Below are 25,380 nucleotides of genomic sequence, written 5' to 3'. Positions count from 1 at the left end.
CGCCGCTTCGCGATCTTGGGGACAGCGGGAAGGTAACGCTCGGACACACCTACAGAGAGTCGGATCTTGAGGAAGTACATAGACGACGTGACCGCCCGTCGCGCGCTGGAGACTGCCGCCCAGCATGCCGACAAGGCTCGTGACCCACTGCCGTTCGTGTGGACGGGGGCAAGTTGGGCGACGCCCGGCGGGGAGTGGCGGGATCTTCCGCTGATTCGCAAGGGTGTGGGGGACTGGCTGGCGGACGTAGTCGCCGGGCTGCGCTGGCACTACGCCCCTGCCATTGAGGCCGGAGAACGGCGCGCAGAATTGGAGCGTCAGGCAGACACCGTCGACACCAGTGCGCTGCTCACCGAAGCGGGAGCACGGGCGCTCCTGCACCAGGAAGCCGCGTCTCTGCGCCAAGCTGCTGCTGCCATCACCACTCCGCCGGCTCCGTTCGCGCTGGAAACCCTGCAATCGCTCGACACCGTGGCGTCCGAGATGCTGTCGGCGCCCGACGGCCGCGCGACCCACCTCCTGTCGCTGGCTTCACAGTTCGACGCCTTCCGGGCTCCGCTGCGCGATCCGGCTGAGTGGGTCAAGCGTCTCGGCACGGCGCCACACAGCGTCCACGTGCGCACGTCTGCCGTTTGGGAAGCGTTCTGTGCCGCTGAGCCGGTGCTTTCCCGCTCGCTGGGGACCACCGGGGGCAAGCGGGCGCTGTTCGCTGCGATGGACGGTCGCTTTGGCGCGCGCCGGAAGCTGGCCGGATACGAGGGTTGGCGGGGCGTGGCGATGAACGACTGACGGTCACTGGCAGGCGGGATGGGGGTCTGGAACTTTTCCGGCTCCCTCCTTGGCACCCCCGCCTTCCCCGAAATGCGAATGCGCGCAGATTCGCCCGAACTGGTGGGAAAACCGCTGGTCACAGCTCGACCGACCCCGGATTGCAGCTCGTGACTGTCCCGTCTTAAATGATCTGGTTCCGAGTCGGGCCACTGACCTGCGGCGACCAGTTCAGTTGAGATGTGGGGAAGCCAGGAATCTCAAGTGATGTGGTCCCGGGCGAGCGGATGCCGGAGGCTGTCTCAGTTGATGTGGTCCGACTTCGCTGTGCCGTCGGCCGCAACCGGACCGCTGGCGTTGCTAGGACTGACGGCGTGCGAAGAGGACCGCACCTGGAACGCTCTCGTCGGGGTCGATCAGCATTTGGGCCTCGACGGTGAACCCGGCATCGCGTAGCCAGGCCGCCACTTGGTCAGGCTGGCGGCGGTGAACGTGGACGTTCATCGGGTGGCCGCCGTAGCCCTGCGTCTTCAGCCTCGACCCGTCGCCGACGTGAAAGCCGAGCAGCAGTGGTCCGCCGGGACGCAACACGCGCCGGAAGTGGCCGAAGACCGTGGGCACTGCTTCATCGGGGACGTGAATCAACGACCAAAATGCGAGCAGGCCGGCGACTGAAGCATCGGCAAGGTCGAGGTCGGTCATCGATCCCACCTCGAAACGCAGGCGGGAGTGGTCACGCCGAGCCACGTCGATCATCACGGATGAAAGGTCGATGCCGAAAGCGTCCACACCCAGCCCGTGCAGGTGAGCGGTGACGTGTCCAGGTCCGCAGCCCACGTCCGCCACCGGCCCACCGCCAGCGGCGTGCACCAAGTCGGCGAACAGCGCCAGAGCCGCCCGAAGATACGGCGCCCCGGCCAGAGCCTCGCGTAGTTGGTCGGCATAGCTGACCGCGACCGTGTCGTAGGAGGTCCGGGTGTCTGCCAACCAGCGGTCCGCGTTCATGGCCCGACAGAGTAGTGCAGTGATCAGGATCGCGAACCAGATCAGCTGAGATCAACGACGAATCAGACCAGGCCACTTGAGACGGAGACCAGATCCTTCGAGGCGGGCCAGTGGCGCCCGAGTGATCGCGGATTGACCTGGGGGAGGGCGCACTGCGGAGAGTGACCGCCGGATACGGTCTCACAATCGATGGTTATTGAGACGTCGAGGGTCGGTAGGGCAAATGGGACATCGAAGTGTTCAAAACCCGTCTCAAAACCTACCCGAAACCCTGGCGTTGTGAGACGAGTTTTGAGACGATTGGGTCATGGCGACGAACACGGGCACGCTCATCGGTTACCAGCGAGTGAGCACCAACGCGCAGGATGCGCAGCTTCAGGCGGACGCGCTGAGCGTGGCAGGGTGCGCCCGCATCTTCGAGGACAAGGCGTCGGGCAAGAACGCCGACCGTGCCGGGCTGCTCGCTGCTCTCGATTACATGCGGGAGGGTGACACCCTCACCGTGTGGAAGCTGGACCGGTTGGGTCGTTCCACGAAGGACGTGCTCACGATCGCCGAGGATCTGCACGCCCGAGGGATCTCGCTGCGGATTCTGACGGGCACGCTAGCCGGTAGCTACTCCCCGAAGGGTGAGGGCAAGTTCTTCTTCACGATGATGGTTGCCTTTGCTGAGCTTGAGCGAGACATGATCGTTGAACGGACCCGCGCCGGGCTGGACGCTGCCAAGGCTCAGGGTCGGACCGGCGGTCGGCCCACTGTCATGGACGCTGACAAGCTCGCTGCGGCCAAGGCGCGTAAGGCCAAGGGAGAGAGCGTCACGGCCATTGCCGAGGCGCTCAATGTGTCCCGCGCGACGCTGTATCGGGCGCTTGCCGACACGGAGTGACCCGGCCCATTCGAGAGACCGTCTGCCCCTCGTCGTGGACGGTCTCTCGCATGTCTGGGCATGGGGGGTGGGACAATCTCTGGGTGAGCGCGCCCCACGGACCCGGCCCCAAGACCCGCACACGTTCCCGCGAAATAGAGACCCCGGGGGTCTGTGTGAAAGCCCGCCAGTGACCCGCCACGGTCGGCGTAGCCTCGCTCCAGCAAGGAAGGCAAGTGCAACGTTTCCGCAGGTCAAAGTAATGTGCGTAGCTTGATAACTTTATTGATCTTGACTACGCTCATGGGCTCGCCTGCCGCAAGGGTGATCAGGAGGGCGTGAGCGACTGGGGGCTGTCCGGTCGATCTCTCCTGTCGCGGGGCAGCCTCTGGAGCCCAGTTCAGCCGGAAAGTAGCCTGCACCCGTGGCGGGGAAGACATACAGTGCGGCCGATATCCAGGTCATCGAGTTCGATCAGCATGTGTGGGCAAACCCGACCATGTACTTCGGGGTCCGTCGGGGCGACCCGGAGTTGGCCACCCAGGTGCTGTGCGCCGTGCTGGGGCACGCCCTGCATCCGGCGACCCGTGTCGCGCCGGCGCACACCCCGCAGGTCGAGGCGGAGGTCCACGGCGATCTGAAGTTCTGGGTGGCCGATGACCAGGCCGACGCCCTTGACGAACAGAGCCGGGCGCTCCTGGGTTACTACGGCTCGCTGCTCGGCCCCAACCGGTGGAACAGTGCCGCGGCGGCAGCGCTGAGTACGCGCACCGCGATCGAGGTATGGCGCGACGGATACGGCTTCCGGCAGGAGCTTGCCGGGCTCCGCCCGATCGAGCAACCTCAAGAGATCGGTTCGCCGACCGGCGCGGGAACGCGGGTGGCCTTCGAACTGGACAGGGCCTATGTCGGGGCTGGGACGGCACTCACGGACGACCTTGGTTCACTGGACCTGCACGGCCTGCACTGCTCTGATCCCCACGGACCAGGCGGCGTCGTCGTCCGCGACCTGCGAGACCGGAGCAACCCGGCCGAGTTCCACTACCGATGAAAAACCTCGTACCTCAGGTGTGGAGCCAGATGGTCCCCGCGGGCAGACCTAGTGGTACATCAGCCCACCCGTTGCGGCCGCAGCAACTCAAACCACTCGAACCCGTCCGAGCCCTCCACGGCACGCGCCCGCGACGCGAACCGCCTCTCCAGCGTCTCCGGCTGCTCGGCAGGCACGGCCAGTGCGGGGGATCTTGACTTCGCTCATGGGTTCGTCCTGCCGCAGGGGTGAACAGGAGAGCGTGAAGCAGCTAGCCGATGCCCAGGACGGGCAGGCATTCCGCGACGCCGGTCAGCTCGATGTCGTCCCGGCGGATCCGTTCCCAGGCCTCCCGAGTGAGCCGCCACTGCTGGATCCGCGCGGGCTCGCCGCGGCGGGTGTCCCAGTCCGTGCCGTTCGGTTCGTAGCCCAGGCCACGGGAGACGCGGTTGGACGCTTCGTTGTCGACGAAGGCGTCGCTGCCCGCTTCGCGTGCGCCCAGCCCGGCGAAGGCCAACTGCAGGACCGCCGCCCGCATCTCCTTGCCGAGTCCCTGTCCACGACTGCCGGGGGCCAGCCACGAGAAGCTGGACACCGTGCCGAACCGCGTGAAGTTCGTGCCGATGAGGTCCTGCATACCGACCGGCTCGCCGTCGACGAGGACGGCGAAGTACAGCCGCCACGAGTCCGGGCTCACGCGGGCGCGGCCGGCCCAGACGGCGCGCAGCCATCGCCATTCCCGTTCGGGGTTGTCGGCGTAGAACGAGATCGGGTCGTCGAACGGCCACGGCTCGGCGTCGGCGACCCCGGCCCGCACGAGCGGCACGAGACGTTCCAGCAGTTCGTCGGAGGCGCCGGCCAGCGTCAGGCGCGGCGTGCGGACCTCGACGTTCAGCGGGGGGTAGGTGTGGGCCACGCCCGGACGGTAGCCATCCTGTCCGGCCGCCGCATCCGGTTTTCTCCAGGCGCCGACGGTTGATCCCGGGACCACTCGAACCCGTCCGGGTTCTCCGCGGCGTGCGTCCGGGAGAAGATCCGCTCCTCCGGGCCCCCTCGCTGCTCGGCGAACGTGGTCAAGAAGAATTCACCGAACTCCTGTACAACCCTTACTCCTTGACGCGGGTCTCCTGATCGCTGGACATCACTGACTCCGGCCGTCCACCGGTTGCGGACGGCCCCCGCATGCCGCAGGAGACGACCCGCATGCACACGTTCCCGCGACTCGCCCTCGCCACGGCCACCGCGGCCGCGCTGACGGGCGGTCTGCTCACCTTCTCGGCGGCCTCGGCCTCTGCCGCGGACTCCCTGAAGGTCGCCCGCGCCGACTTCAACGGCGACGGCATCGGTGACATCGCCACCTCGGCCACCACGGCCTACGTCAGCGGCCACAAGGGCGCCGGCCAGGTCGTCGCCCTCTACGGCTCCGCCACCGGCGTCACCACCGCCAAGCGCACCACCCTCAGCCAGAACAGCGCCGGCGTCCCCGGCACCGCCGCGGCCGGCGACCACTTCGGCGAGACCCTGGCGTACGCCGACTTCAACGCCGACGGCTACGACGACCTCGCCGTCGGCGCCCCGTCGGAGAAGGTCGGCACCGACACGGACGGCGGAACCGTCACCCTCCTGTGGGGCTCCAAGAGCGGCCTCACCGGCAAGGGCGTCGACATCAAGGACCCCTCGCCGAGCAGCCACGACTACTGGGGGCTGCAGCTCGCCGCCGGTGACTTCGACGGCGACGGCAAGGCCGACCTCGCCGTCGGCAGCTCCGCCGCCACCCTGTGGGTGTTCAAGGGCGGCTTCTCGAGCAGCGGCACGCCGGGCGGCCGGTACACCGTCAAGCCGCCGATCCAGCCGGGCACCAGCTCCTACCCGTACGGCCCCATGAAGCTCACCGCCGGCGACGTCAACGGCGACGGCCGTACCGACCTCGTCGTCGACGGGTACGAGACGAAGACCAGCGACCACTGGAACACCAACTACTGGCTGCCGGGCAGCTCCAAGGGCGTGACGGCCACCGGCGCCAAGGCGCTGAAGAGCGGCATCGTCACCGGCATCGGCGACATCAACGGCGACGGCTTCGGCGACATCGTCAGCGGCGCCTCCTGGGACGCCAGCAGCGGCGGCACCGTCTTCCCCGACTCCGCCAACGGGGGCAGGGTGGCCATCACCTACGGCAGCGCCTCCGGCCCGGCCAAGGCCACCATGTTCAACCAGAACAGCAGCAACGTCCCCGGCACCTCCGAGAAGGGCGACGGCTTCGGCTGGGAGATCGACCTCGGCGACGTCAACGGCGACGGCTACGCCGACCTGGTCGTCTCCACCCCGAACGAGGACATCGGCAGCAACACCAACACCGGCCAGGTCACCGTCCTCTACGGCTCGAAGACCGGGATCAACCTCGCCTCCGGCGCCCAGTCCTTCGCGCAGAGCACCGCCGGCGTCCCCGGCGACGACGAGAAGAACGACCTCTTCGGCGCCGACGTCAAGCTCGACGACGTCACCGGCGACGGCAAGGCCGACCTGATCGTCGGTTCCTACGAGAACGGCGGCGACGGCGCGGTCACCTACCTGCCGTCCAACGGCTCGAAGATCACCACGACCGGGTCCCGGGCCCTCTCCGCCGGCAAGCTGGGCGTGTCCACGACCGGCATCCCGCAGCTCAGCGCCGTCTTCGCCGACTGATCCGCGGGTCGAAGGACCTTTCCGACCGGCGTACGGGCGGGCCCGTGGATCGTACGACCACGGGCCCGCCCCGCCCCGCCCCGCCCCGCCCCGCCCCGTCCCGCCCCGTCCCGCCCCGTCCCGGAGTCCCGTCCCGCCGCCCTCGCGTCCGCGGCGCTCCGGGCCCGTCCTTCGGCCGCCCGCGCCGTGAGCCGACCGGGCCGGCGGCCGTACCGCTTCCGTGGGCGCGCGTCACCCATGACGACGATCTCAGGAGATTCCTCCCCATGAACAGACACCGCCACCACAGCCTCGCCCTCGCGACCGTCACCGCCGCGGCGCTGACCGGCGGCCTGCTGACCCTCTCGGCCCCCGTCGCCTCCGCCGCCACGGCCCGCGCCTACAAGGCCGACTTCAACCACGACGGCTACGGCGACGTCGCCTTCGCCGCCCCCTACGCCAAGGTCGGCGGCAAGAACATGGCCGGGTACGTCGCCGTGGTCTACGGCAGCTCCTCCGGACTCAACCCCGCCAAGCGCACGATCGTCAGCCAGAACACCGCCGGTGTCCCCGGCACCGCCGAGACCGAGGACTTCTTCGGCGACGCGCTCGCCGTGGCCGACTTCAACAAGGACGGCTACACCGACCTCGCCGTCGGCGCGCCCGGCGAGGACAACGGCTCCGACACCGACGGCGGTTCGATCACGATCCTGTGGGGTTCGGCGAGCGGCCTGAAGAACGGCACGACGGTCAAGGACCCCTCGGCGGCCAAGCACGAGGCCTGGGGCTCGAAACTGGCCGCCGGTGACTTCAACGGCGACGGCAGGGCCGACCTGGCATCCGGCACGGCCGCGTCCTACGCCTACCTCGTCAAGGGCGGCTTCACCAAGTCCGGCACCACGGGCGGCACCCAGAAGGTCCCCACCCCGGAGAAGGCGGAGTTCGGCATCGACGCGCTCGCCGCGGGCGACACCAACGGCGACAAGAAGGCCGACCTCGTCCTCACCTACCGCACCGCGCTCACCTCGGACCCGTCGGGCAGCTGGTCCAAGGGCGCCGCCTACCTCGGTGCGTCGGGCGGCGTGGTCGCGACCCAGCCGCGCCCGCTGAACGGCGGCACCTCCCTGGCCCTCGGCGACATCGACGGCGACGGCTACGACGAGATCGCCATCGGCAACGTCTTCGCGAAGGAGGACGACCACACCGGCACCCTCGGCGGCCAGGTCGTCGTCATCCGCGGCAGCAAGGGCGGCCCGGTCAACGGCGACGCCCCCATGGCCGAGCTCACCCAGTCCGCCGCCGGCGTCCCCGGCACCGACAAGGAGGGCGACGGCTTCGGCGGCTCCGTCTCCATCGGGGACACCAACGGCGACGGCTACGGCGACCTCGCCATCGGCGTCGTCTTCAAGGACATCGGCGCGGCCGAGGACACCGGTCTCGTCGTCCTGATGAACGGCTCGGCCGACGGTGTCTCCCGTACCGGCGCCCGCACGATCTCCCAGAACACCGCCGGTGTCCCCGGCACCGCCGAGTCCATGGACTACTTCGGCTCGGACCTGGTGCTCTCGGACGTCAACAAGGACGGCAGGGCGGACCTGACCGTCGCGGCCGGCTTCGAGGACAAGGGGGTCGGCGCGGTCACCGCCCTGCGCGGCAGCGCCTCCGGCATCACCGCCACGGGCGCCAAGTCCTTCGGCCCGGGCACCTTCGGGCTCTCCCGTACGTACGGCGCGTTCGGTACGGGCCTCACCGGCTGACGCACCCACCAGGGAGACGCACCCCTTGACGTCGCGTCACCGCTCCACCTGTCGGGGGAATACCATGCCCAAGCGCACCACCCTGGTCCTCGCCACGGCCCCCACCACGGGCCTCCTCACCAGCCTGCCACCGGCGACAGCCACGGCTCCCGGTCGCCGGCCGCCGGCGACATCAACGGCGACGGCGTCGACGACCCGGTGATCAGCGGCAGGTTCCGGACCGGGAGCGGCGAGTACGCCGACGGCAACCTGGTGTACCTGGGCGCGGACTCCCGGCCGAAGGCGCTGCGGATGCTGGTGGACGGCGGCAAGCAGGGGGCGGTCCTCGGTGACGTCAACGGGGACGGTTACGACGACATCGTCACGTCCGACGTCCTCGTCTACGGCGACAAGGCCGGGCCCGGCGAGGTAGGTCGCGCCCTGCGTGTAGGCGCCGGCCTCGTCGAGACCGACGACTTCTGGGGCAGCGCCGTCCACCTGGCCGACCTCGACGGCGACCATCGGGCAGACCTGGCGGTCGGCACCCGGCACGCGAACGGCGGACGGGGCGCGGTGTGGACTTTGCCCGGCTCCGCCGTGGGCCCGACGACGACCGGCGCGGCGTTCTTCCACGCGACGTCGGTGGGCGTGTCGGGGACGTCGGCGCAGCTGGGTTCCCTGTTCGGGCAGTGAGCGACAGCGGTCGGCAGGCCCCTGAGGGCTCCCCTTAGGGGATGTCACAGCTCTGCCGCAATGGCGGGCTCGGGTGCCCGAGCCCGCCACAAGGCTCTCCGGGACCAGGTACGTTCGAAGACGTGGCTGGATTCAGGAACGGACGCGGCGGCCGGGACGACCGAGCCCCGCAAGCGCGACCGCAACAACCCGCGTACGGGCAGCAGGCGCCGCCCCAGAGCTACGGGGGGCAGGCTGGGCCGTCGTACGGATACCCGTCGGCCCCGCAGCCGTACCCGCAGCACGGCGGCGCGTCCGGCTGGCCGCAGGCGCAGGCGCGCGGCGGCCACCCGGGTCAGGGCGGCGGCGACGGCCCGGAGTACTTCGGCGACGACCGCGGCTACGGCGCCGGCACCCCCGACCCGTACGCGGCGAACCAGCCGGGCCACACCCAGGCCTTCTCGGTCGACGAGGCCGGCGCCTACACGCAGGGCGCGACCTACCACGCCGGCTCGGCGGCGCCGTCCGGCCCGATCGGCCCGCGGCTGCACTGGAAGGACCTGCTGAAGGGGATCGTCCTCGCCCCGAACCAGACCTTCCTCCAGATGCGGGACTACGCGATGTGGGGCCCCGCCCTCATCGTGACCTTCCTCTACGGCCTGCTCGCCGTCTTCGGCTTCGACGGCGCCCGCGCGGACGCGATAAACGCCACCCTCACCAACGCGGTCCCGATCGTCCTGGTGACCGCGATCGCGATGGTGCTCTCCTCGTTCGTCCTGGGCGTGGTGACCCACACCCTGGCCCGCCAGCTCGGCGGCGACGGGGCCTGGCAGCCGACGGTCGGCCTCTCCATGCTGATCATGTCGATCACCGACGCCCCGCGCCTCCTCTTCGCCATGTTCTTCGGCGGCAACGCCGGCTTCGTCCAGCTCCTCGGCTGGGCCACCTGGGTCGCGGCGGGCGCCCTGCTCACCCTCATGGTCGGCAAGTCCCACGACCTGCCGTGGCCGAAGGCCCTGGGCGCGTCGGCGATCCAGCTGATCGCCCTGCTGTCGATCGTGAAGCTGGGCACGTTCTAGCCCCGGACGCACGCGCAAAGGGCCCCGGCAGCCATGCCGGGGCCCTTCACACGTCTCAGCCGTCCTTATGCGTCGAGAACCTGCCCGGCCCTCTTCACGACGGGAGGCAACACAGACCACGGAAAGTTGATCCAGTCATCGGTCCGCTTCCACACGTACTCGCACTTCACGAGGGAGTGGGACTTCTCATAGATCACCGCGGACCGCACCTCGGCGACCGTTTCGAGGCAGAAGTCGCGGACCAGCTTCAGCGTCCTGCCGGTGTCGGCGACGTCGTCCGTGATCAGGACCTTCTTGTCGCTGAAGTCGATGACGTTGGGAACGGGGGCGAGCATGACGGGCATCTCCAGGGTGGTCCCGACCCCGGTGTAGAACTCGACGTTCACCAGATGCAGGTTCTTGCAGTCGAGGGCGTAGGCGAGCCCGCCCGCGACGAAGACGCCGCCGCGCGCGATGCTGAGCACTATGTCGGGCTCGAACCCGTCGTCGGCGATGGTCTGCGCGAGCTCGCGCACGGCGACGCCGAACTGCTCGTAGCTCAGGTTCTCCCGTACGGGACTGCCGCTGCTCATGTCCGGCGCCTCACACCTGGGTCCGATGGAAATTGAGGTAGGAGCGGGAGGCGGTGGGCCCGCGCTGCCCCTGGTAGCGGGAGCCGTAGCGCTCACTGCCGTAGGAGTGCTCGGCGGGGGAGGAGAGCCGGAACATGCACAGCTGCCCGATCTTCATGCCCGGCCACAGCTTGATGGGGAGGGTCGCGAGATTGGACAGCTCGAGGGTCACGTGTCCGCTGAACCCGGGGTCGATGAACCCGGCGGTGGAGTGCGTGACCAGCCCGAGCCGTCCGAGCGAGGACTTCCCCTCCAGCCTGGACGCAAGATCATCGGGCAGCGTGATGACCTCGTACGTCGAGGCCAGCACGAACTCACCGGGGTGGAGGATGAAGGGCTCGTCGCCCTCGGGCTCCACGAGCCGGGTGAGGTCCGGCTGCTCGACGGAGGGGTCGATGTGCGGGTACCGGTGGTTCTCGAACACCCGGAAGAAACGGTCCAGCCGCACGTCGATGCTCGACGGCTGCACCATGGATTCGTCGTAGGGATCGATCCGTACCCGCCCGGCGTCGATCTCGGCCCGGATGTCCTTGTCTGAGAGAAGCACGCCCCGAGGATACGCAAGGCGCGCGGACCCACGACAATCGTGACGAGTCCGCGCGCCCGTGCTGCTGCTGTTTCTCTTCCTCCGCTACTGCTGCTTCTCAAGTGCGACCGGCACGACGCTGCGCAGCCGGGCGCACTTGGGACACCGTACGAGCCGGCCGGGGCCGAGCCGCTCGGCCTGCTGCATCGGGAACGAAGCGGTGCTGAACACGTGCCCTTCGGCACAGCGGACGACGGTGCGTTCCATCAAGTCCCTTAAGTCCCTTCCCCAGGAGCCGCGTCGGGCTTACTGCCGTGACGACGGAAAGCCACATTACGGGATCAAAGGGACGGCTCTCCAGGCGGCACTCCGGCCTACCGGGCCCCTCTCCCACACCTCCACCGTACGCCCCAACTCCGGTCGCCCGCACCCGGATCCCACCCCTCTGCCACCCCCTGAAACGCACACGAACCCCACGGTCCGAGCACCGGGGGTCCGTCATGAGGTACAGTGAGCGAGCGTTCGGACACCGACTCGGTCGGCGTCTTACGCGGGTGTAGTTTAATGGTAGAACATCAGCTTCCCAAGCTGAGAGCGCGAGTTCGATTCTCGTCACCCGCTCCATGACAAACCCCCAGGCCAGAGGCCCGGGGGTTCTTTGTTGTCTAGACCGGTGGGGCGGGTGCGCACCACAAGCGCACCATTAGCTCTCGGCGGCCTCCTCGTTGTGGTGCGCGTCGTGGTGGCTCTCGTCGTTGTGGCGCTTCGCACGCTCGGCGCGGACCAGGTCGTCGAGGCCGGCGGCGACCTCGCGTTGCCTCTCCTCGTCGGAGTGCTGATAGATCAGCGCGGCCTTCTCGGAGGACTGGCCCGCGCGGACCATCGTGTCCTTGAGGGTCGCGCCGGAACGGGTCGAGAGGGTGTGGCCGGTGTGACGAAGGTCGTAGAAGCGGAAGCCGTCCGGCAGACCGGCGACCGCGCGAGCCCGTCGCCACTTGCGGCCGAAGGAAGTCCGCCGGAAGGGCGCGCCCTTCTCGCCCACGAAGACCAGACCATCCGGACCCTTCTCGGCGTACCAGGAGAGATGCCGCTTCACGTCCTTGTGGAGGAAGGCCGGGAGGACGACGGTGCGGACACCCGCGTCCGACTTGGTCTCGCCGGGAGCGCGCCTGCCGTTGGTCCTTTCTGGCTCAGCGACACGGACGCGGATCACGAGATTGTCGGGATCCACGTCTCGGCGACGCAGGCCCGCGAGTTCTTCGGGGCGCATCGGGCCGTACGCGCCGAGGTAGATCATGAGGCGCCAGCGGATCCCGATCGCTTCGGGCGAGGGCATCGACCTGGGCGACGGTGGCGATACGACGTTCGGCGGCTGACTCCTTGCCCGCCCCCTTGATCCGGCACGGGTTGCGGCTGATCAATTCGTCGTCGACAGCGGTTTCCATGATGGCTTTGACGAGTCGGTACGCCTTGGCGACGGTCGTCTTGGCACCGGTCGCCCGCAGCCGCTCAGTGCGCCACTCACGGACGCGCGGGGCGGTGATCTCGTCCAGGTCGAGGGCGGCGAAGGCCGGGAAGATGTGGACCCTGAGGAGGTCTTCGTACAGGTCCACGGTACGAACGGACAGTTCCCGCTCTTCGACCCACTTCTCGGCGTACGCCCGGAAGTTGACTGCTCCCGCGTCGGGGGCCCGCCAGTCGCCACGGGTGAGATCCGCTTCTACCTGGGACAGCCAGATCTCCGCGTCCTTCTTGGTCTCGAAGGTGTCGTCCGCGCGGATGCGTTCGCCGTCGAGCCCGAGGTAGGAAGCCGTCCAGCGGCCGGAGCGATACTGCCGGACCGCTCCAAAGCGTCTGCGGTTGCCCTTCTTGTTGGCCATCAGGCAGCCCTCCGGGCGACGGTGCGGCGAAGCCGGATCGGTTCAACAGTGCGGGCCCCGATGTACTCGTTGACCGCGCTCTCTGGGATGCGTACGTGCCGACCGACCTTCACGTACCGGATGCGCCGCTCTTCGATCAACCGCCGAGGGAAGCGGGCGGTCGTGCCGAGCAGCTCGGCGACCTGGTCGACGGACAGGTAGCGGTCGGTCGTCATGCGGTCGGTTCCCCTTCCGTTCCGAGGGCTGGTTCGATGGATGCGGCAAGCCAGGTCTCGGCGGCGCTGAGGCCGGTGCCGGCGAAAACCCAGTGCGCAAGGACGTACGTCGTGTCCGGCTGAGAGTCGGCGGCTGCTGTCGCCGCTTGTGCTCGGCGCCATTCGGCGCGGGCGTCACGGAGGGCGCCCAGGGTGGTGGAGTAGCGCCGGGACTTGGTGGAGAAGTGGCCGCGGAAGCCGAGCATGTGGGCCCAGGCGCGGAGGCGGAGGTGTTCGAGGTCTTTGCGGGCGCCGAGGGTCCAGGCGGTTCGGATGAGGCGGCGGGCGTGCTCGCTGATGTCGAGCTGGGCAAGTTCGGCGGCGAACTTCAGCGGCCGGTCGAGGGCGCCCGTGGCTGTCTCGGCGCCCTTGGTGGCGTACTTGGCGATGTAGGCCGCTACGGCCCGTTCGGTGAGTTCCTGGCCGTCGTTGAAGGCGGCGGATCGGATGGTGCGGATGTCGAGTTGACGGCCGAAGGTGAAGGTGTGGGTACGGCCGTCGAGGGTCGGGCCGTCGACGCGGACCTTGGCGGCAGCGGCTTGGATGGCGTCGGTGAGGAGTTCGGTGGTGGCCCAGGGCGGGGGCGGGGTGTCGCCGCCTGTCGAGCCGTCGAGGCGGATGACCGCGTGGAAGTGGACGGCGCCGCGCTTCTGGTATTCGGCGACCTTGGCGAAGGAGACGCGGGCGTGGTCGCGTAGGCGTCGCTGCGAGAGGCCCGCGCGCTTGGCGACCTCCCGGCGGAGGTAGATCGAGAAGCGGCGCCAGAGGGCACCCGCGTGGGCGTTCCACAGGACGGCGGCTTCGTAGTCGTAGGTGTCGGGGTCGAGCGGCGCGCCGAGGGCGGTGTCATCTGGGTCGTGGTGGGTGCCGCAGCGGCAGGGGCGACCGTCGGTGCGGCGGTTGTGGACGGGACCGAAGCCGGGGGCGGTGAAGGTGGCGAAGACGCGGGGGTGAGCGGCGACCTGTTCCGGGATTCCCTTGCCGCCCCGGAGTCCGGCGGTGATCAGCTGGAAGGTGTCGCGGCGGTAGACCTCCGCGCAGGCCGCGCAACGGGTCGTGCGCCGGTTGTTGCAGCGGACGAGGAGTTGGCCGGCCGGGAGGGCCGACGAGTCGAGGTGCTGGAGCACACGGCCGATCTCGCCCGTCGTGGTGTCGAGGTCGTATTCGGTGCGGTGGCCGTCGAGCCGGATCGGGTTGGTGCAGCCGCCGAGGCCGGAGAGCTGTTGGAGGATGCCCGGCAGGGTGCCGTGCTGGGCCAGCCTGGCGAGTTCCGGGAGCGGGGGCGGGGTGGTGCGGGTGAAGATGGCTGTCTCCTTCTGACTGGATCGGTCAGGAGCGATGGGCCCCGGGGCGGCCGGATGCTTGGCGGTGTCGTGGCCGCCCCAGGGGTCGGTGTGGATCAGCGCCGGTTGTGTTCGCGCAGCAGGGAGCGCAGGACCACGGCGGCGATGGCCACCGAGACGGCCGACACGGCGACGGCGGTCAGGAGCGCGGTGAGGACCACGCCGCCCATGAGCACGGCGACGACGGCGCCGGTACTGACGGAGACGGCCGGGAGCGCGGAGCGCCGGACGGGGGCCGGGTCGGTCGGTGCGTGGGTGTGCGCGGGCGGCGGGGTGGGGCTGTCGGGGTACTTGGGCAGGAACACTGCGAAGCTCTCCTTATCTACTCGTCTAGTCATGTGAGCCGTTTATGACGTCCACGCCGGAACGCGTGCCGGACTCGATGGCGGGTGCCAGGAAGGTGTGGGAGAGCCAGAAGCCGAAGAGGGCGACCAGGACGACGACCCAGGCGCGGACGCCCAGGAACCTGACGGCGCCCCAGGCGAAGAAGCCGAGGACGACGACCAGCGGGAGACTGACGGTCACGGTGTTCGGGGTCCCTTCAGCGGACGGGGCAGCGGTGGGTGCGGGCGGCGAGTTCGGCGGCGGCCCTGCTGTCGTAGTCGGCGGAGAAGCCGCAGCGCGGTGCGGTGCAGGCGGCGGTGTGCTTCTCGCGGCCCCGGTCGTCGTAGGCGGTGCCGACCTGGACGGGGCCGATGCGGGTGACGTTGCGGAAGCGGCGGTTAGCGGTCACGGTGAGTCCTCCTGTCGCAGGCTGGAGCCGGTGAATTCGGTCAGGATCCGGGAGGCTTCGGCAGGGTCCGACGTGCGATCGGCGGCCTCTTCGGCGAGGAGCCGGGCCAGCGTCGGGCGCCCGGTGTCGGCCATCTCGCGGGCCGCTTCGAGGTAGTCGGCGGCTGTGTTGCAGCAGAGCGGCATGGTTCCTCCTGTTCAGGTGAGTTGGGCGGCGATGGCTTCGGCCATGGGTGCCGGGACCCCGAGGCGGGCCCGAAGGGTCGGGGTATCGATCGGGGCGCCGGTACGGGTGTGGTGTTCGGCGGCGACCTTTCGGGCATGGTCGACCAGGGCGGCCGGGACCGGGACGGGCGGGCGTTCCGGCAGAGGGTCGATGGCGGGTTGGAGAGGCGTCGGGTCAGGGGTGATGGCTTCGGGCTCGTGATCCTGGCCTTCGATGACGTCGGCGGCGATCTCTTCGGTGGCCGCTTTCGGCGATGAGTGGGCGAGGAGGGTGCCGCCGAGGAAGGCGACGGCTGGCCATCCGGCGACGAGGATCCGTAGCCAGGCGGGGACGTTGTCCAGGTCGAGGAGGCCGGCGGTGGCGACGTTCGCTCCCAGGGACGCGGCGAGGGCGATGACGAACCAGCACCAGGCCGCCGCTTTGGCTGTCCCGGAGCGGAGTCGACGCCATGCGGCGACGAGCAGCAGGTCAACGCTGATCGGGTAGGCCCAGGCTTTCCACCCGTCCTGCCCGGCCGCCGTGGCTACGTCATGGAGGTGGGCGAAGGACAGCGCGGCAGCAATGAGCGCCTGGACCAACACCGCGTCGCCACGGCCGAGATGGACGCGCACGGTCCGGCTCCTTTCGGTTTCGGGCGTGGGAGGGGTAGGGACTCGGCGCGAGGCGGTCACGCCGACCGATGCGAGGAAGGGGCGACGGTCAGTCGGTCACCGGACGCGGCCGGACGACCGGGGCCGGAGCTTCGACCGGGTGCACAGGCACGGCAGGTCGGAAGGTCTTGAGGGCGGGGACGTCGGGGGCCAGGTCGGCCGTGCCCTGGCAGACGGCGGCAGCGTCGGCGAGGGAGAGGTAGGGGGTGCGGATGCGGGACCAGCCGCCGGAGGTGTCGCCCGCGACGGCGAGGCCGGGCATCTCAGGAGCGATGGAACAGGCGGCGTAGACGGCCTCGGGGGCGATGTCGCCGAGGGCCATCTTGGCGGAGGCTTCGTCGTTGACGCGGTGGCATACGCGGCCGGTGAGCTGGGCCCGGAGCATGGTGGCGCCCTTGCCGAGTTCGGCGCCGAAGCGCTGCCCGCACACCTCCAGGTAGATACCGGCCGCGCGGCCGAGCTGGGCGAGGCGGATGAGCTGGGTGACCATCTCGTCTCGACGCTCCTCGTCCTTGCGGGTCGCGGTGAGGAAGAGTTCGGCCACCTCGTCGACGAACAGGACGATGGGGGTGGGGCGTTCGCTCTCCGGCAGGCCCCAGATGTCGGAAGTGATCTCCTCGTCCGGGGTACAGGGCGCGATGCCCTGCCGTTCCTTGATCAGGTCGTATCGACCTTCCATTTCCTTGACCAGGACGGGCAGCAGCTCGGCGGCTTCGTCCGGGTCGGTGGCGAGAGCCGAGAGCCGGGCGGCGAACGGCGCCAGTTCGACGCCCCGCTTGCAGTCGATCCCGACGAGGGCGACGGGCTGAGGTGCGAGTCCGGTGATGAGGTGCCGGAGGTACATGGACTTGCCGGACAGGGTTGCGCCGAGGGTGAGTTGGTGGGGAACGGTGCGGTAGTCGCGTACGAAGGGCATGGCGTCCTCGCGCAGCGCCACCGGAACCTTGAGGAACCCGCCGCCGGTCTTGCGGGGCATGCGTACCCGCCGCAGGACGTCGTAGCCGACGAGCCGCAGTTCCACCAAACCCGGCTTCACCGTGGTGACGTAGACGGCATGCACTCCCCAGGCGTGCCGCAGCCGCTCGGCCGAGGCGGCGACGTCGGCGGGTTCCTGCCCGGGAGCGAGCCGGAGCCGTAAGCGCAGGCCGGTCGATGTGGGACGGAGGATGCCCCGGCGGGGCGGAACTGGCCGGATCTCCCGCCGGGTGGTGGCCTTGACGGCGAGGACCCGGAGCCGGGAGGGCGCGACGGTCAGGCCGCAGGCTTCCATGACGGAGCCGTACGAGCTGAGCAGACGGACCGTGGATATCGGGCCGCCGACGGCGGACCAGTAGGCCGCCGGGTGCCTGGCCCGGGTGTAGGCGGCCCCGCCGCCGAGCGCGGCGACAGGACCACCCACCTCCAGGAGCGTTGTCAGGTCGGTCATCAGGCGGTGGCCCCCATGGTGGCCGGGAACGCGGCCGGTGTGACGGCGGCGGCCCGGTAGGCGATGCCGTGACGCTGCTGCCCGTTGAACACGGACTCCCACGGCCGGGCAACGAGGCCGGGGAGCGAGACCGGCGCACCGAGGTTCAGCCCCTCGGAAACGCCGCCCTCCGGCACGGTGACCTTGATCAGGGAAGACTCCCCGTCCTCGATGTAGACGACGCCGATGGTCATCAGCGCCTCACCGCTCACCGCGTCCTTGGCGATCTCGCCGGTCTGGCGGTCGCGGACCTTCGGCTCGGGAGCCTCGGTCAGCAGGATCGTGGCGGCGGTGGTCTCCACACGGATGGTGCGCACGAAACACTCCCTATCTACTCGTCTATACATGTAGTGATCTGCGAACCCGACCTCCCGGGCTCACGGCGATCACCTTGCCACACAACTTGGCCACTCGTCTATACGAGTATGCGTGCTGGGGTGTACGAGTTCGGAGAGCTGGGCCCGCGCACCACCGCAAACCATGACGATCAGGTCGCCGGGAGTTGGTACGACAGGACGTAGGCGTCCGCCGCCATGACCGTGTCGCAGACCTCGACGGGCCGCCCCTCCGTGTCGAAGGCGGTACGGATCAGGTGAATGACCGGCACACCCGAGGCCAGCCGGAGCGTCTTCACCTCGTCGGGCGAGGGCATCCGGGCGCGGATCTCCTCTTCGAAGTGGTCGAGGCGGTGGCCCAACTCTTCGAGCCGGGCGTAGATGCCACCAGGCCCGGGGTTGGGTTCGGCGATCTGGGTGCCGCGGGCGATGTCGAGGGGGAGGTATGAGGTGGCGAACTCGACCGGCCGGCCGTCGAGGAGATACCGGCGCCGCCGGGCGAGCACGCGCCGCACGGACCCGAGTCGTGTGGAGACGTCCTGACTGGCCTTCTCTTCCTTCACTTCAAGGCTGTCGACCTGGGGGTGACTGCCGGCCGCGTCTGCCTCCACGATGAACGCGGACTTCCCCTGCTCCCGATGCCGCCGGGCGAACCGGTCGGAGGCGAGCCGCCGCACGGGAGGCCGGGGCCGTACGAACACACCCTTCCCGTGCTCGGCATGCACCAGCCCTTCCCCCTGGAGGATGGAGAAGGAGTTCCGGACCGTCATCCGGGAGACTCCGTAGTGCTCGACAAGCTCAGCCTCTGAGGGCAGCTTCTCGCCCTCGCTGAATCGCCCACGGTCGATGGCTTCGCGCAGCTGGTCGGCGATCTGCCGGAAGACCGCACGATCGCTCGTGGGGTCGAGATCTCCGAGGAGGCCCGAAGGAAGAGCAGGGCTCACTTGTACTCCTTTAGGTATCTAGACGAGTGGGCGAGTGTTGTTGCTACGGTGGAGAGCCTAGCCAGCCGAGAGGGCCGAGGAACGTGAGCACAGAACGCCCGCACTCCGTGAGTGTCGCCGGGGTTGTCATAGACACCCGCGGCCGGGCCCTCCTGATCCAGCGCCGCGACAACGGCAAGTGGGAACCGCCGGGCGGTGTCCTCGAACGCGAGGAGACCATCCCCGAGGCCCTGCAACGCGAAGTCCTCGAAGAGACCGGAATCAAGATCGCCCTTCCGGCGACCCTGACCGGCGTCTACAAGAACATGACGGGCCTGATCGTCTCCCTGGTCTTCCGCTGCGAGGCCGCCGACGGTACGCCCACCACTGGCGACGAGACCCGCGCCCTGCGCTGGGCGACCCGTGAAGAAGTCTCCGAGCTTGCCGACGAGGCGTACGCCATCCGCGTCCTGGACGCGATGGACGCGGCGTCTCCACCTGCGATCCGCGCCCACGATGGCGTGAAACTCGTCTAGCCCGAACCCGCTGCACATGGCGGCCTACCAGCATGAAGGAACTTGTATGCACGAGTATACGAGTGCAGCCCGGGTCTGGGGGCTCAGTTGCCCAGGTTTCCCGGAAGAGGTCAGCCGGGCCCGACGCTGGACCCGCGACATCCTGCGAGGCTCCCCTTTAGCCGACGACGCCGAGCTGATCGTGAGCGAGCTGAGCGCGAACGCGATCCTCCACACAGCCAGCGGCCAGGAGTCGGGCAGCTTCCACCTGGCCCTTGCGGTGTCAGCGCAGGTGATCGCGTTGTCGGTCACGGATGAGGGGGTCGCTGGCACAGCGCCGAAGATCAGGCGCCAGGACCAGGAGGCCGAGCACGGCCGCGGCTTGGGCATGGTCAGCGCAATCGCCCATCGCGTCGTCGTCCACGAGAGCGACGGAGGCTACACGGTCACCGCCGAGCTGTTCGCGGGCCGACCGACCGGAGGTCACCCGTGCTGATGGACAAGCCGCAGCGGGGCTACTGGTGCGAATGCTGGACCGAGGACATCACCGACGGGCCGGGGTGGCCGGCGTTCCGGGCATGCTTCGACGCCTACTCCGCGCCCCAGGCAGACAGATGGGTCGCCATCGCACTCCGCACCATCTCACCGGCACTCGACCCCGACGCGTCTCAGGAAGCGTGGGAATGGCTCTACGACGGCCGCATAGCGACGAGGAAAGCTCTCCTGCGAGCCGAGCCCTGCACCGTGACAGTCACCCAGGCCAGCACCCGCATCACATGGACGATCCGACCCGTGATCTTCCTACCGCTGGCACACCGCCAAGGCGCCGAACTCCCGCCCTGCATACACGACTTCAAACCGCACGCAGAGCCCCAGGCGCCCCACATGCCCGACTGAGTTACAACCTTCTTTACGGGTTCAAGGCCCGCGCGCGGCGCGGGCGCGCGCCGCCTCTGCGGCGCGGCCTGCCTCCTGTCTTCGCCCCGGCTGGCCGCGCCCGGCGGCGCGCTGCGTGCATGCGGGCGAGGAGAGAAACCCGCCGTGGCTGGGGCGGTCGGCTCCGCGACTTTAGCCAGCCACTTTGGCGCGAGCCTCGAAGATCATGGCCCCAACGTCGTGCTTTAGCGGGCAGGTCCACAGACTGCCCGACGCGCCGGAAGCTTATGGGGCCATGATCACTCGCGCCAAAGCAGCTCCCGGCCAAAGTCGCTACGCCGACCTCGTGCCGCACGAGACGGGCGGTTGCGATAAATCACCTGGCCCTCAGCAGACAGACCAGTAGCCTACGTAGAGCCGTAGAGGGAGGTAGCAGCCATGGACCCTTTAAGCCAGGTGTTCACCGATGAAGGATTTCGCCCACTCTGGGAAACGGTTGCATGGAACACCATAGAAAATGCTGTGTTGATTGACGGGCTAGACGTCAGCGGCCTCAGTGATGACGAGGTGATCCAACAGGCTTTCTCTCTGCACCTTGACAGTACCGAAGGGGACAACAACGGTGAAGAGGCAGCCAGCGAAGCAGCGGTGAGGGTAAAGGCAATCGCATGGGTTACGAATCATGAACCAGACCTGAAGCGCCAGGGCGATGAGTTCCTTCGCGAAGGTCGGCACAGTTTCGCTACACTCTTCTATGCGACCTGGATTGAGCATTGGGTAAATCGCATCATCCTCTATCGCGCAATTGGGAGCGGGGCACACCCAGAGCTAGCCACAGCGCTCATCAGGAGCTCCAGGATGGAACTCAAGCTCGGGCGTATTTGGACGAGCTTGGGAATGCCTAAATTCCCTAAGGAATTGGCTAGGCAAGTTACCCGGGTCATGGAGTCTCGGAACGCTTTTGTTCATTATAAATGGCCAAGCGTAGACGAAGAGGCCCACAGTGAATCGATCAAGCGCGTTGAAGTGGAGGCCTGGAAGGCTCAGGAAACCGTCACAGCGTTGACCGAACTTGAAGACTCGGTTCTCTATGACGGGAGAAGCGAATCGCTTAAAGCGACCTTCCGGAAGAACTGGTACGAAAAAAGGCGACAGCCCCTGAACTCGGAGGAGTCAATCGAAGCCCCGCAGGCGTCCGATTAACGAGCTCCCAGCGCACGCTCCACGCCAACTCGCTCTGGTCGACGACACAAGCCGATAGCGTGGCTGAGGCCAGTGGGGGTGCAGCGAGGCATACGCGTGCGTGGTCGGCCCGGCGCGCCCACCGTCGCGGCTGACTGTCGTCGGCTGAGATCCAGACAGGGCTGCAACGGTGCCGGCCGCCAGCAGAGTCCCGACAGAGTTGGGTCACCCTGCTACCGACCAGCAACGTCCTTGATCGCCATCAACGCCATATGAGGCACCACCACGATCGCTTGATCAAGCAGGTGCTCCACAGCATTCGCTGCGGAGGAACTGTCGATATCGATGATCTCTGCCCAAGAGGCTGGCTCATAACGCGCCAGGATCGACAAGCCAAAGAGAACTGCCCACCAGGCCAAGAGCGGGTGAACAGGACCTGCCATGCTGCCGAGCGCCGGGAAGGCATAGGCGTCACTTGGACCACGGTATAGTGTCGACCGCTTGAAAGCTTCAAGACGCCCGGCATCCGCATCTGCTGAAATCGTCAGAGCTGACGGCAGGAAAACCTCCAGCTCCTCCGCTGAACCGTTGCCCCGGTTATGCCACAGAACGCTGTTAGGCGCGTCTGGAGTGTGAGACCACCCCTTGAGCGATGGATACCTAGCAAGGAAGGCATCAACGGCCTTCGGATCTGCTTCTGACCTCACCCGCACCTCACGAGGAACCGGATACAGGGAAAGCCGACACCACATTTCGTCACCGCGGTGAATGAGACCGCCAGGGGCAAAGTGCATGGCTGGCAGTCCTGATACGCCCTGGAGGGGTACGGTTTGCGCTTCAGGTACGAGAGGCCAAAGCTCACCAAGCGTCAACGGGTTCTGTGCCTCCAGCGGCTCAACTCCTACGGCCCGCGCCACTGCCGGAAAGGATCCCTTGGCGGTCGGTACGACTTCCACCGAAGCCAATCCCAAACTTGCGTCTAGATTGCGGGTCCCGATCCCATGCCCCTTGAGCCGCCACCCGTCTTGGCCCAGCAAGCCTGACGCTGCGGCAATCGCCCTCCCGAACTGCGACAGTGCGTAGAAAATCTGGACAGGGCGCGTCGCCGGACCAGCGGCTTCCGCTGCCTCAGTGAACTGTTGGGCCTGCTCCAATGCTGCGACGAACACGGCACGCCGCTCCGCCGTTGCCTGAGCGGGTCCAGCCACTCCAGTACGCAGCCCCCGCAATTCACGCCAGACCTCTCGCTTACTCGGCATCGCTAGGTCTCGCCAGGTAGCCATGGGCCTCCTCAATCGTTCCGGCCCACCCGGGCCCCTCAGTAGATGTCAGCCCAACTGGGCCGGCTCGAACGGGCTGGCCCGGTTCACAACGAGCTGGTGTTGCGGGTCTTCAGCACGTCGGTCCGACGCAGGCAGACTGAGCGTAGGGCAGTCCTCAGGGCACATGCACGGGTGTTTCCCACGAGGAGCGGCACCGGGTGAGTGTCCAACTGAGTGACAACGCCGACGAACAGCGGCGAACAGACGCGAACGTCTGCGGACCATCAGCGCACGTGAGAGGCATATCAGCCCAAGGCAACGCCCCCCTACAAGTTGCTTCGGGACGAAGGGGTCACTCAGTTAGGGTGCGCTCCATGACCAACGACGCCCCGGCCTGTCCCGAGTGCCGCCGGCCTATGGAGTCTGGCGGCCTGGTGCTCTCAAAGCGAGAGGACGACGGTCGACGGACTTGCCGGGCGTTGTGGCGGTGCGCGGACCGGCACACGTGGTGGCAATGGGCGGACCGGCCAGACGAACCGTTGGAGGTCTGTCCAGTTCCGAAGCTGTTTGGGTGACATCCAACGCTGACATCAACGAGGCCGGACGGCGGCATACAGAAGCACCCCCGGACGACCGTCGGATCAGCCGTCCACGGCCCCAGGGGCGGGTGTAGATCGAACTTGTAAAGCGGCGGTCATGTATCGAGCGCCGGACGGCAGTGACGGCAACGCTAACGGCAACGAGCGCGGACGACGGCAACGCTCGGCGGTCTGTCCCGGAAGCCCTGCGGACCCGCAGGTCTCATCTGCTGCGGTGTGCCCGCATCTTCTAAGCGCAAGGCCGGCGCCACGACCGTGCTGGGTGCGGCCAACACCGATGAGTCGCCTTGGGCGCGCGATACCGCCCTTGGGATGTTGGACTAGCGTGTTTGACTGAAGAGAGGGGCTCAAACACTCTGTCCGGGTTCCTCGCCATTGGATTGATCGCCCAGAGAATATTTTCCGCGGTCAAAAACAGAAGAGGACCCGGCGTCACGCGCCAGGCCCTCAACTCGACCTACCAGCTTCGGTTGGCTGGTGGATGGTGGCGGTTTCGCTGGGAGCCAAAGTAGTATCCCAGTGTAAACATGAGTGGTGCTGACAGGATTGGCACCAGCCACTTCATGTATGCGATTAGGCTATCCGTCGGGGTGCCGGTGAATGATGCGACGATTATTGCGAGTGTTGCGATGATTAGCGTAGCCCCGAAAAGAAGCATGAGGCATTTTGCGAGCCAGCTGCGGCTCTTGGCGTCGACCGTGTCGCTGTCGACGGCTTCAGTGGTAGGTGGGGTCAATCCCAGATATGACGAAGGGTTAGGTCCTTCTTCGATATCGTCTGCTCGCCATTGGCATTTCACCTCCTTCTTCTTACTCAAATGCACTTCCTGCGTCCCTCGCGGAAGGTCGCTCTTCGTCTCCCCACGGCCTGTCGACACAGACGCTTTCTTAGCGATCCTCGACTCTGCACTTTCAGGTGCATCGGTCGACGTCGACGTTAGCGGCCGGGGGCGGCGCTTACCGGATGGACTACTCATAGTCCTCACCTCTCGCTTTTCTCTTGTCAGCGGAAGACGACGCGCTGCCTCTCCTTCGTCTCGGGATCTTCAAGCAGAACCCGTTTGCCGGATCGTTGCTCGTCGTCAAGGAATTTCTGAGTTGAGATCGACCGTCGGAGTACTTCAGTCATGCTGATGTTGTCGCGCTCTGCCATGTCTCGCAGAGCCTGAAGCACCTCCTCTGAGAGGTTCACGGAGATCTTGCGGAAGCCCATGGCTTCTCTCCTTCTGTCTCCAGCCGACGACGTCCCCACGGTGGTGCCTGTGTCCTGTCTTCGCGGAGTCAACCGCACCACCCACGGTATATACGAAAGACATACGTGGCAACCCCTCGAAGGTGGTATCGATGCCTGGGTCGCAGTGCCGTGCGTGCCTCACGTCGGGATGCCGATGCTCCGCCCCCTGGAGGGACGGCCGGAGTCCCAGCTGGATCGTTCTTCGAGGCAACTCGCCATGCGCTGGGCCGTCTGTGGGCCGTCCGAGGGGGACCGACGATGACCGACAACGACGGTCAACGACCACCGCGCGAGGCTTCGGCCGCAGGTCACCCAATTGGATCTGCGACACTGGTACAGCCATGCCTAATCCCGGAGAACTGGCCTAAGGGTTCAGCGGGTGACATCCATGCCTGACATCAACGAGCACGGACGTCGGCCGATCTGGGCAGTTCGGCCCGGTCTGATAGGCCCCCGTCAGGATGCGACGAGCAGGCCCGCAGGGAGCGTGGGGCCGAACTCCTAGAGCGGTGGCTTCCTGACAAGCGGCAACGGCCAGCCGGCACAGGCCACTAGTGCGCTGCCGTCCTCGGTGAGGAAGAGCAGGGTGGTCCATGTCCGATCGGCAGAATCGATCAGCCCTGTGCGCACAGGCCTGCCATGTTCGCGGACGAGCTGCACTGCTCGTTCCAGTCCAAGAGGTTCGAGTCCGTGCATCCGCATGCGCTGAAGTCGATGCTTGGAGACTCCGGCATGCTGGCCTGCGGGTTGTGCTCGGTCTGCCACCCAGTAGGTGGCCCCGCTGCGGAGGGTGGCCAGACCCCTCACGGACGCCTCATCGTCACCGGCCAACAGCGATTCCAGCACATGCCGTTCCATGGACACCCCCGCCGGGATCCTGCGGTACAGCAGCCAGGTACCGCAACCCCAGCAATCGCCCGCGTCCGGTAGCTCCGTCCGGGGCCTCGTAGCG

The 25,380-nt window shown here is 67.7% G+C and carries 29 protein-coding genes, 1 tRNA gene and 2 pseudogenes; 13 read left to right on the top strand and 19 right to left on the bottom strand.

From position 1 onward, the window contains the following. Positions 1-66 precede the first annotated feature (66 nt). Positions 67-789 carry a hypothetical protein gene (locus ACFY0P_RS09410; RefSeq protein ID WP_388909085.1) on the top strand — a complete coding sequence of 241 codons (723 nt, stop codon included), beginning with the start codon at positions 67-69 and terminating at the stop codon, positions 787-789. A gap of 339 nt (positions 790-1,128) precedes the next feature. On the opposite strand, the gene ACFY0P_RS09405 is transcribed toward ACFY0P_RS09410, so the two are convergent. Next, positions 1,129-1,773, bottom strand: a complete 645-nt coding sequence (locus ACFY0P_RS09405; RefSeq protein WP_388909083.1) for a class I SAM-dependent DNA methyltransferase — start codon at positions 1,771-1,773, stop codon at positions 1,129-1,131. Between the two features lie 307 nt (positions 1,774-2,080). Here ACFY0P_RS09405 and ACFY0P_RS09400 point away from each other — a divergent pair, with 307 nt between their 5' ends. Next, positions 2,081-2,659: a recombinase family protein gene (locus ACFY0P_RS09400; RefSeq protein ID WP_388909081.1), complete on the top strand. Its 579-nt coding sequence runs from the start codon at positions 2,081-2,083 to the stop codon at positions 2,657-2,659. A gap of 403 nt (positions 2,660-3,062) precedes the next feature. Then, positions 3,063-3,689, top strand: a complete 627-nt coding sequence (locus tag ACFY0P_RS09395) for a hypothetical protein (RefSeq protein WP_388909079.1) — start codon at positions 3,063-3,065, stop codon at positions 3,687-3,689. A 74-nt stretch (positions 3,690-3,763) separates the two neighbouring features. On the opposite strand, the pseudogene ACFY0P_RS09390 reads toward ACFY0P_RS09395, so the two are convergent. Both ACFY0P_RS09390 and ACFY0P_RS09385 read right to left on the bottom strand, forming a co-directional pair. After that, positions 3,764-3,871, bottom strand: a pseudogene (locus ACFY0P_RS09390) (antibiotic biosynthesis monooxygenase); the annotation flags it as partial. A gap of 68 nt (positions 3,872-3,939) precedes the next feature. Then, entirely contained in the window at positions 3,940-4,584 is a 645-nt protein-coding gene (locus tag ACFY0P_RS09385) for a GNAT family N-acetyltransferase (protein ID WP_388909078.1), read from the bottom strand. A 287-nt stretch (positions 4,585-4,871) separates the two neighbouring features. Here ACFY0P_RS09385 and ACFY0P_RS09380 point away from each other — a divergent pair, with 287 nt between their 5' ends. From ACFY0P_RS09380 to ACFY0P_RS09360, 5 genes are all read left to right on the top strand, one after another. Then, a complete protein-coding gene (locus ACFY0P_RS09380; RefSeq protein WP_388909076.1) occupies positions 4,872-6,350 on the top strand; it encodes an FG-GAP and VCBS repeat-containing protein in 1,479 nt (492 codons plus the stop codon). 266 nt (positions 6,351-6,616) lie between these two features. Further along, positions 6,617-8,086, top strand: coding sequence for an FG-GAP-like repeat-containing protein (locus ACFY0P_RS09375; RefSeq protein ID WP_388909074.1), 1,470 nt, complete (start codon positions 6,617-6,619; stop codon positions 8,084-8,086). Between the two features lie 64 nt (positions 8,087-8,150). After that, the gene (locus ACFY0P_RS09370) at positions 8,151-8,288 is read left to right on the top strand and encodes a hypothetical protein (RefSeq protein WP_388909072.1); all 138 of its coding nucleotides are present in this window, start codon (positions 8,151-8,153) and stop codon (positions 8,286-8,288) included. Then, positions 8,285-8,758 carry an FG-GAP repeat domain-containing protein gene (locus ACFY0P_RS09365; protein WP_388909070.1) on the top strand — a complete coding sequence of 158 codons (474 nt, stop codon included), beginning with the start codon at positions 8,285-8,287 and terminating at the stop codon, positions 8,756-8,758. The genes ACFY0P_RS09370 and ACFY0P_RS09365 overlap by 4 nt, the downstream gene beginning before the upstream one ends. Positions 8,759-8,799: 41 nt before the next feature. Continuing rightward, positions 8,800-9,816 (top strand): YIP1 family protein, encoded by a 1,017-nt coding sequence (locus ACFY0P_RS09360; protein WP_388909068.1) that lies wholly within the window; start codon positions 8,800-8,802, stop codon positions 9,814-9,816. Between the two features lie 65 nt (positions 9,817-9,881). Here ACFY0P_RS09360 and ACFY0P_RS09355 read toward each other — a convergent pair whose 3' ends face one another. The 3 genes from ACFY0P_RS09355 to ACFY0P_RS09345 form a co-directional block, all read right to left on the bottom strand. Next, positions 9,882-10,388: a phosphoribosyltransferase gene (locus tag ACFY0P_RS09355; protein WP_388909066.1), complete on the bottom strand. Its 507-nt coding sequence runs from the start codon at positions 10,386-10,388 to the stop codon at positions 9,882-9,884. 10 nt (positions 10,389-10,398) lie between these two features. After that, the gene (gene dcd / locus ACFY0P_RS09350) at positions 10,399-10,974 is read right to left on the bottom strand and encodes a dCTP deaminase (RefSeq protein ID WP_046726946.1); all 576 of its coding nucleotides are present in this window, start codon (positions 10,972-10,974) and stop codon (positions 10,399-10,401) included. An 84-nt stretch (positions 10,975-11,058) separates the two neighbouring features. Further along, entirely contained in the window at positions 11,059-11,220 is a 162-nt protein-coding gene (locus ACFY0P_RS09345) for a hypothetical protein (RefSeq protein ID WP_177233016.1), read from the bottom strand. Between the two features lie 283 nt (positions 11,221-11,503). Here ACFY0P_RS09345 and ACFY0P_RS09340 point away from each other — a divergent pair. Next, a tRNA-Gly gene (locus ACFY0P_RS09340) sits at positions 11,504-11,577 on the top strand. 79 nt (positions 11,578-11,656) lie between these two features. On the opposite strand, the pseudogene ACFY0P_RS09335 reads toward ACFY0P_RS09340, so the two are convergent. The 11 genes and pseudogenes from ACFY0P_RS09335 to ACFY0P_RS09285 all read right to left on the bottom strand — a co-directional run bounded on the left by ACFY0P_RS09335 (position 11,657) and on the right by ACFY0P_RS09285 (position 18,782). Further along, positions 11,657-12,833, bottom strand: a pseudogene (locus ACFY0P_RS09335) (tyrosine-type recombinase/integrase). Beyond that, positions 12,833-13,048, bottom strand: a complete 216-nt coding sequence (locus tag ACFY0P_RS09330) for an excisionase family DNA-binding protein (RefSeq protein WP_388909064.1) — start codon at positions 13,046-13,048, stop codon at positions 12,833-12,835. The pseudogene ACFY0P_RS09335 and the gene ACFY0P_RS09330 overlap by 1 nt, the downstream one beginning before the upstream one ends. Next, a complete protein-coding gene (locus tag ACFY0P_RS09325; RefSeq protein ID WP_388910076.1) occupies positions 13,045-14,346 on the bottom strand; it encodes a replication initiator in 1,302 nt (433 codons plus the stop codon). Before ACFY0P_RS09325 ends, ACFY0P_RS09330 begins: the two co-directional genes overlap by 4 nt. A gap of 140 nt (positions 14,347-14,486) precedes the next feature. Then, positions 14,487-14,735: a SpdD protein gene (locus ACFY0P_RS09320; protein WP_388909062.1), complete on the bottom strand. Its 249-nt coding sequence runs from the start codon at positions 14,733-14,735 to the stop codon at positions 14,487-14,489. A 25-nt stretch (positions 14,736-14,760) separates the two neighbouring features. Further along, complete coding sequence (locus ACFY0P_RS09315; protein WP_381740984.1) at positions 14,761-14,955, bottom strand: hypothetical protein; 195 nt, start codon at positions 14,953-14,955, stop codon at positions 14,761-14,763. Between the two features lie 16 nt (positions 14,956-14,971). Next, positions 14,972-15,163, bottom strand: coding sequence for a mobile element transfer protein (locus tag ACFY0P_RS09310; protein WP_123975881.1), 192 nt, complete (start codon positions 15,161-15,163; stop codon positions 14,972-14,974). Beyond that, entirely contained in the window at positions 15,160-15,348 is a 189-nt protein-coding gene (locus tag ACFY0P_RS09305) for a hypothetical protein (protein ID WP_388909059.1), read from the bottom strand. Before ACFY0P_RS09305 ends, ACFY0P_RS09310 begins: the two co-directional genes overlap by 4 nt. Before the next feature lie 12 nt (positions 15,349-15,360). Further along, positions 15,361-15,999, bottom strand: a complete 639-nt coding sequence (locus tag ACFY0P_RS09300; protein WP_388909057.1) for a DUF2637 domain-containing protein — start codon at positions 15,997-15,999, stop codon at positions 15,361-15,363. An 88-nt stretch (positions 16,000-16,087) separates the two neighbouring features. Further along, positions 16,088-17,464 carry an FtsK/SpoIIIE domain-containing protein gene (locus ACFY0P_RS09295; RefSeq protein WP_388909055.1) on the bottom strand — a complete coding sequence of 459 codons (1,377 nt, stop codon included), beginning with the start codon at positions 17,462-17,464 and terminating at the stop codon, positions 16,088-16,090. After that, positions 17,464-17,820 (bottom strand): hypothetical protein, encoded by a 357-nt coding sequence (locus tag ACFY0P_RS09290; RefSeq protein ID WP_089100240.1) that lies wholly within the window; start codon positions 17,818-17,820, stop codon positions 17,464-17,466. Before ACFY0P_RS09290 ends, ACFY0P_RS09295 begins: the two co-directional genes overlap by 1 nt. 170 nt (positions 17,821-17,990) lie before the next feature. Then, positions 17,991-18,782: a GntR family transcriptional regulator gene (locus ACFY0P_RS09285; protein ID WP_352093626.1), complete on the bottom strand. Its 792-nt coding sequence runs from the start codon at positions 18,780-18,782 to the stop codon at positions 17,991-17,993. A gap of 107 nt (positions 18,783-18,889) precedes the next feature. Here ACFY0P_RS09285 and ACFY0P_RS09280 point away from each other — a divergent pair, with 107 nt between their 5' ends. The 4 genes from ACFY0P_RS09280 to ACFY0P_RS09265 all read left to right on the top strand — a co-directional run bounded on the left by ACFY0P_RS09280 (position 18,890) and on the right by ACFY0P_RS09265 (position 21,355). Further along, positions 18,890-19,297 carry an NUDIX hydrolase gene (locus ACFY0P_RS09280; protein ID WP_089100238.1) on the top strand — a complete coding sequence of 136 codons (408 nt, stop codon included), beginning with the start codon at positions 18,890-18,892 and terminating at the stop codon, positions 19,295-19,297. 46 nt (positions 19,298-19,343) lie between these two features. Further along, positions 19,344-19,772, top strand: a complete 429-nt coding sequence (locus ACFY0P_RS09275; RefSeq protein ID WP_388909053.1) for an ATP-binding protein — start codon at positions 19,344-19,346, stop codon at positions 19,770-19,772. Continuing rightward, positions 19,772-20,173: a hypothetical protein gene (locus ACFY0P_RS09270; RefSeq protein WP_388910072.1), complete on the top strand. Its 402-nt coding sequence runs from the start codon at positions 19,772-19,774 to the stop codon at positions 20,171-20,173. Before ACFY0P_RS09275 ends, ACFY0P_RS09270 begins: the two co-directional genes overlap by 1 nt. Positions 20,174-20,590: 417 nt before the next feature. Further along, on the top strand, positions 20,591-21,355 hold the full coding sequence (locus ACFY0P_RS09265) for a hypothetical protein (protein WP_388909051.1): 765 nt from the start codon (positions 20,591-20,593) through the stop codon (positions 21,353-21,355). Between the two features lie 212 nt (positions 21,356-21,567). Here ACFY0P_RS09265 and ACFY0P_RS09260 read toward each other — a convergent pair whose 3' ends face one another. Further along, on the bottom strand, positions 21,568-22,593 hold the full coding sequence (locus ACFY0P_RS09260) for a YaaC family protein (protein ID WP_388910069.1): 1,026 nt from the start codon (positions 22,591-22,593) through the stop codon (positions 21,568-21,570). Between the two features lie 1,604 nt (positions 22,594-24,197). Then, positions 24,198-24,407 (bottom strand): hypothetical protein, encoded by a 210-nt coding sequence (locus ACFY0P_RS09255; protein ID WP_359217969.1) that lies wholly within the window; start codon positions 24,405-24,407, stop codon positions 24,198-24,200. Positions 24,408-25,380: the final 973 nt, after the last annotated feature.

It is taken from the genome of Streptomyces sp. NPDC001714 (genome assembly GCF_042892755.1).
Taxonomy (GTDB): domain Bacteria; phylum Actinomycetota; class Actinomycetes; order Streptomycetales; family Streptomycetaceae; genus Streptomyces.
Note: the sequence above shows the minus strand (reverse complement) of the source record. Positions and strands in the feature narration are given on the sequence as shown.